A 5,453-nucleotide genomic window follows, 5' to 3' on the forward strand; every position below is an offset into this window, starting at 1 on the left:
TACGCCGCCGACGAGGAAATCTACGCCCAGGACGAGGATAGCGACTTCGTCTATCGCGTCGTGCGCGGCGCGGTGCGCACCAGCCGTCTGCTTCGCGACGGCCGGCGCCAGATCGGCGATTTCTATTATGCCGGCGACGTCTTCGGCCTTGAGCCGGGCGAGCAGCACCGCTTCACCGCCGAGGCCCTGATCGACAGCGAGATCCTGATGATCAGGCGCTCGGCCTCCAACGCTTTCAGCGCCGATAGCGCGGATCTGGAGCGCATGCTGTGGACCGCGACGGCGCAGGAACTGGCCCGCACCCAGGAGCATCTGATGCTGCTGGCCCGCAAGACGGCGCGGGAAAAGGTCGCCAGCTTCATGCTCGACCTGGCTCAGCGCAACGCGGCCGAGGTCACGGTCCTGCCCATGGGTCGCCAAGACATGGCCGACTATCTGGGCCTGACCATCGAAACGGTCTCGCGCACCCTGACCTGCCTTCAGGCCGAGGGCCTGATCGAGTTCTTCGGCAGCCGCCGCTTCTGCGTGCGCGGCGCCTCGCGCTTGGCCCGCATGGTGGTCTGCTAAACCTTCCGCACGGCACTTTACGGTAGAGTGATCGGCCGTGCTATTCCTCCATCCAGTCGATGGAGGAACGGAACTTGAGTCGCCAGCGCGCCACAAGCGGACCCTGGAGCGCCCGAAGCTCGTCCCTGCCGGCGTTTTCGGCCTATGTCGCCGCGGTCGTGGGCGCATTTGTCGCCTTCGGACTCTGGCGGCTGATCGACGACCAGCTCGGCGATCGCACCATGCTGCTCATCGCGGCGCCCGTGGTCCTGTTGGCCGCCGCCCTGGGCGGCTTGCGGCCCGCCCTGCTCGCCACCGCCCTGGCTCTGGTCGCCAGCGCCATCCGCCTGGGCCCTGGCGTCGCCAGCAGCCCGGCCAACATGATGGACGGGGTCGTATTCCTGATCCTCGGCCCCATCGTCGGCCTGGCCGGGGATCAGCTTCGCCGCAATAGCGCCGAGGCAGCGAGCAAACAGGCCCACCTGCAGTCGATCCTCGACACCGTCCCCGAGGCGATGATCGTCATCGACGAAAAGGGGATCATCCGCTCGTTCAGCGCCGCCGCCGTGCGGCTGTTCGGCTGGACCCCCGACGAGGCCATCGGCCGCAATATCAGCGTCATGATGCCCACGCCCTACCGCACCGAACATGACGGCTATCTGGCCCGCTATGCCGCCACCGGCGAGCGCCGGATCATCGGCATCGGCCGCATCGTGGTGGGCGAGCGCAAGGATGGCTCGACCTTCCCCATGGAGCTCGCGGTCGGCGAGGCCTATGCCGGGCGCGACCGCTTCTTCACCGGCTTCATCCGCGACCTGACCGAACGCCAGGACCAGGATTTGCGCCTGCAGGCCCTGCAGGCCGAGCTGATACACGTCTCGCGTCTCACCGCCATGGGCGAGATGGCCGCGGCCCTGGCCCATGAATTGAACCAACCCCTGTCGGCGATCGCCAACTATATGAAGGGCTCGGTCACCCTGCTGGCGGCCGCCGAGCCGGACCTGGCCCGTCTGAGCGACGCCTTGAACCGGGCCGGCGACCAGGCCTTGCGGGCCGGCGAGATCATCAAGCGACTGCGGGAGTTCGTGGCCAAGGGCGAGACCGAGCACACGATCGAGGACGTCGGCAAACTTCTGGAGGAGGCCAGCGCCCTGGCCCTGGTCGGGGCGAGGGAATCGAGCCTGCGGGTCTCCTTGCGCCTGACGCGGGTGGAACCGGTGATCGTTGATCGGGTCCAGATCCAGCAGGTGGCCCTGAACCTGATCCGCAACGCCATCGAGGCGATGGCCGGCTCGGAGACCAAGGAACTGACCATCTCCGTCGCGGCGAACCCGGACGGCATGGCCCAGGTCGAGATCATCGACAGCGGCCCGGGTCTGGCCCCTGAAATGATCGATCGCCTCTTCCAGCCCTTTGTCAGCAGCAAGTCCTCGGGCCTGGGGGTGGGCCTGTCGATCTGTCGAACCATCATCGACGCCCACGGCGGACGCATCTGGGCGCGCGGAAATCCACAGGGCGGCGCGACCTTCGCCTTCACCCTGCCCTTCGCAACCACGGAAACCGCTCATGTCGACTAGCCCGACCGTTCATGTGATCGACGACGACGTGGCGATGCGCCACTCCCTGGCCTTCATCCTCGAGGTCAACGGTTTCGAGGTCGTGGCGCATGAGACCGCCGACGCGTTCCTGGCCGCCCCGGCGGCCGCGGAAGGCAGCTGCATCGTCACCGACATCCGCATGCCCGGAACCTCGGGCCTCGAATTGGTCCGGCATCTGAACGCCCGGGACGGCCGTTACGCCGTGATCGTCATGACCGGTCATGGCGACGTGCCCCTGGCGGTCGAGGCGATGAAGAGCGGGGCCTTGGACTTCATCGAAAAGCCCTTCTCCGACGACATCCTGCTGCGCGCTGTCCGCGCGGCCCTGGAGCGGCGGCCGGCTCAGGCCGGCGGCGATGACGCCCGGCGCGAGGCCGAGACGCGGATGGCCGGCCTGACGCCGCGCGAACGCGACGTCTTGCTCGGCGTTGCTGCGGGCAAGTCCAACAAGGTCATCGCCCTGGAACTCGACATCAGTCCCCGCACGGTCGAGGTCTATCGCGCCAACCTGATGACCAAGACCGGAGCGCGCAGTATCGCCGACCTGATGCGGCTGGCCATGGCGGTTGGTCTCTAGATCCGGCGAAAGCCCCAGACCCGAACCCTGAGTTTCGCGGCCGCGCCTCGCGCGTGACCGAGCGATTGGCCAAAGCGCTGGGGAAAGCCTGTCGGATACCTCCGCACGGGATCACTTCCCCCAGTCATTTGCGCCATATCAAGGCCGCTTCTCCGCCAGCCGTCACAATGCCCTCGGCGAGTTTCTGGCCCTGAATTGAACGGACCCGACGTGGCCCCTGGCGACACCATCATCCTGCTTGATGACGACGACGCCGTACGCGAGGCGGTCAGTTTCGCCCTGGAAACCCACGGCTATCAGGTACGGGCCTTCGCGCATCCCCGCGACCTGCCGCCCATCGCGGACCTGGCCGCCGCCGCCTGCCTGATCATCGACCAGGTCCTGCCGGGCGAAAACGGTCTGGCTCTGCTGGCGCGTCTGCGCGATCATGCGGTGAAGAGCCCCGCCATCCTGATCACCACCAGCCCGCCGCCGGCTATGCAGGAGGTCGCCGACCAACTGGCGGCCGTGATCGTCGAAAAGCCTCTGCTGGGGAATCAGTTGTTCGCGGTCGTCGATCGCCTTCTCGCCGAGAGCTGAACACCAAAAGGCCTCGGCGGAGGGGTCCACCGAGGCCTTCAAGCCTTCAATCCGTACGGTGACTAGAACCGGCGGCTAAGGCCAATCGACGCCACCAGCGGGTCGAGCTCAACCTTCGACTTCAGAGCGCCGCCGTTGATCTTGGCGTCGGTTTCGAACCAGACCTTCTTGACGTCCAGGTTGGCCGACCACGGCCCCTGGATCGCCACGTCGACACCGGCTTGCAGGGCGTAGCCCACGCCATTGTCGAGATCGACGGTGAAGCCGTTCTTGTCTTCGCCGCTATAGAACAGCATGAAATTGATCCCGGCCCCGACATAGGGGCTGACGCGGGCGGCGGGCAGCGGGTGGTACTGCAGGGTGATGACCGGCGGCAGGACCCAGGTCTCGTGAACCAGAACGTCGGTCGCGGGTCCCTTGGCCGTAATGTCATGCTGCGTCGTGCCCAGGATGGCCTCGACGGCGACCTTGTCGCTCAGGAAATAGGTGAAGCCGAGCGTCGGCATGACGTCATTGCCAACATCAGCGTGCAGGCCCGTGGCGGCGCCGGCGGCAGTGAGGATCGGCGCGTTCTCATCCGGCGCGACTTCGGTCGCGCGCAGATGAACAATCAACTGCCCCTTGGTCTTCGGCTGGAAGTCTGCAGCCTGAGCGGCTCCAGCCAGCATCGCCATGGAAAGCATCGTCGTCGTGATCAGGTATTTCATGGTCTTATCCCCTTCTTTGTATCGCTTTCGCTTTACAGCCAGGAAGCTTTACGACCTTCCGAAGCCAGATAACTTGACCTGCCTCAACTTATTCGAAATTCACACAATCCGTGAATGGGTATCTGGGTCGCCCGAGCGGCGGTCAAAAACCTGAGCGACCATCCGCACGAACGGACGACCCAGGTCGGTGATGCTCAGCCGATGGTCGACCAGACGCACAACGCCGTCCGCCTCCAGCGCGCAAAGCCGCTGAATGTCTTCGGCCAGCGCGTCGAGGGTCAGTCCATGGCGCGCGCAAGTCGCGGCCAGATCGACCTGAAGGTCGCACATCAGTTGCTCGATCAGATCGCCGCGAAAGCGGTCGTCGTCGGTCAGCACCACGCCGCGGGCGACCGGCAAACGGCCCTCGAGCACGGCGTCGCGCCAGGCCACTTCGTTGGTGATGTTCTGGACAAAGCCCCCGGGCATACGCCCGATCGACGAGGCGCCCAGGCCCAGCAGGGTCGCGTGACCGTCCGTGGTGTAGCCCTGGAAGTTGCGGCGCACCGCGCCCTCCGCCAGCCCGATGGCCATGGAGTCGGTCGGCAGCGCGAAATGGTCCAGCCCGACCCGCACATAGCCGGCGGCGATCAGGTGCTGGGCGGCCGCTTCACTCTGGTCGAGCCGCTCGGCCGCCCCCGCCAGTTCGGCGGCGTTGATCAGCCGCTGATGCGGCTTGGCCCACGGCACATGGGCATAGCCAAATAGCGCGACCCTCTCGGGCCGAAGGGTAAGGATCTGGTCCAGGGTGCGGATCACGTCGGCCTGGGTCTGGCGCGGCAGCCCGTACATCAGGTCCAGATTGATCGAGGCGATCCCCGCCTCGCGCAGCCAGCCGACCGCGCGCTCAACGACCTCGAAGGATTCGTGGCGGTTGACCGCCTCCTGCACGTGCGGCGACAGGTCCTGAACACCGAGGCTGGCGCGATTCAGGCCGTGGAAGGCCGCAGCCCGGGCCCAGCTCTCGGTCAGGACCGACGGATCCAGTTCGGCGGCGATCTCGATCCCGGGCTTGAAGCGGAACACCTGTTTGAGGGCCCCGAACAGGCTGACCAGATCATCGCGCGACAGGATGTTGGGGGTTCCGCCGCCCAGATGCACGGCCCCGACCGCCAGACGTCCGGGCAGCTTGGCCTCGATCAGGATCAGTTCCTGGACCAGGTTGTCGACATAGGCGCTGATCAGCTCGGGCTTGCGCACCCGCGCGGGTGTTGCAGCCGCAGTACCAGCAAAGCCGGTGGCAAAACGGAATGTGCGCATAGAGCGAGATCGATTCCGCCGGGTCGAGGCTCGCCAGCCACTGCCCATAGAGCTCGGCATCCACCTCGCCGGTGAACTGCAGGGCGGTGGGATAGCTGGTATAGCGCGGCGCCCGTCCGTCATAGCGCGCCAGCAGCTCAAGGCGAC

At 66.3% G+C, this 5,453-nt stretch carries 6 protein-coding genes; 4 read left to right on the forward strand and 2 right to left on the reverse strand.

The window, feature by feature from the left end:
• The 4 genes from CSW58_RS06065 to CSW58_RS06080 form a co-directional block, all read left to right on the forward strand.
• On the forward strand, positions 1-567 hold a 567-nt coding region (locus CSW58_RS06065), incomplete at its 5' end, for a helix-turn-helix domain-containing protein (RefSeq protein ID WP_099446680.1).
• A gap of 74 nt (positions 568-641) precedes the next feature.
• Positions 642-2,123, forward strand: a complete 1,482-nt coding sequence (locus CSW58_RS06070) for a PAS domain-containing sensor histidine kinase (RefSeq protein WP_236627674.1) — start codon at positions 642-644, stop codon at positions 2,121-2,123.
• Positions 2,113-2,721 carry a response regulator FixJ gene (fixJ, locus tag CSW58_RS06075; RefSeq protein ID WP_099446682.1) on the forward strand — a complete coding sequence of 203 codons (609 nt, stop codon included), beginning with the start codon at positions 2,113-2,115 and terminating at the stop codon, positions 2,719-2,721. The genes CSW58_RS06070 and fixJ overlap by 11 nt, the downstream gene beginning before the upstream one ends.
• 195 nt (positions 2,722-2,916) lie before the next feature.
• Positions 2,917-3,300 (forward strand): response regulator, encoded by a 384-nt coding sequence (locus tag CSW58_RS06080; protein WP_236627675.1) that lies wholly within the window; start codon positions 2,917-2,919, stop codon positions 3,298-3,300.
• 62 nt (positions 3,301-3,362) lie between these two features.
• Here CSW58_RS06080 and CSW58_RS06085 read toward each other — a convergent pair whose 3' ends face one another.
• Together CSW58_RS06085 and hemN are read right to left on the reverse strand one after the other, a co-directional pair.
• On the reverse strand, positions 3,363-4,007 hold the full coding sequence (locus tag CSW58_RS06085) for an OmpW family protein (protein WP_099446684.1): 645 nt from the start codon (positions 4,005-4,007) through the stop codon (positions 3,363-3,365).
• A 99-nt stretch (positions 4,008-4,106) separates the two neighbouring features.
• Positions 4,107-5,246: an oxygen-independent coproporphyrinogen III oxidase gene (gene hemN, locus CSW58_RS06090; protein ID WP_236627676.1), complete on the reverse strand. Its 1,140-nt coding sequence runs from the start codon at positions 5,244-5,246 to the stop codon at positions 4,107-4,109.
• Positions 5,247-5,453: the final 207 nt, after the last annotated feature.

The organism is Caulobacter sp. B11 (assembly GCF_002737765.1).
In the GTDB taxonomy this organism is placed as follows: Bacteria; Pseudomonadota; Alphaproteobacteria; order Caulobacterales; family Caulobacteraceae; genus Caulobacter.

Bases quoted from the DNA above. Each gene is read 5' to 3' on its own strand.
- fixJ (WP_099446682.1), top strand. From the start codon at position 2,113: ATGTCGACTAGCCCGACCGTTCATGTGATCGACGACGACGTGGCGATG.
- CSW58_RS06085 (WP_099446684.1), bottom strand. From the start codon at position 4,007: ATGAAATACCTGATCACGACGACGATGCTTTCCATGGCGATGCTGGCT.